At 50.9% G+C, this 334-nt stretch carries 1 protein-coding gene; it reads left to right on the forward strand.

The window, feature by feature from the left end; genetic code table 11:
- Positions 1-334: FAD-binding protein (locus tag B2751_RS00410; protein ID WP_290772015.1), on the forward strand; the 334-nt coding region annotated here is incomplete at both ends.

A 334-nucleotide genomic window follows, 5' to 3' on the forward strand; every position in this document is an offset into this window, starting at 1 on the left:
ACGGGGCAACAGTTATTGTACGCCTTAGATGAACAGGTTCGTAAGTTCGAAGCGCAAGGTTTGGTAGAAAAATATGAAGGATGGGAATTCCTTCGTGCCATCATCGATGACAATGGGATCTGTCGTGGAGCGGTTTGTCAAAACCTCCGGACGATGGAAATCGAGGCATTTGCCGCGGATTCTGTCATCCTCGCGACAGGTGGTCCTGGGGTCATCTTCGGAAAATCGACGAACTCGGTTATCAACACAGGACAAGCGGCAGCAGCTGTCTATCGTCAAGGTGCGATCTATGCGAACGGTGAGTTCATCCAGATTCACCCGACAGCGATTCCTG

The sequence above is a fragment of the Exiguobacterium sp. UBA6282 genome (genome assembly GCF_002440475.1).
Taxonomy (GTDB): Bacteria; Bacillota; Bacilli; order Exiguobacteriales; family Exiguobacteriaceae; genus Exiguobacterium_A.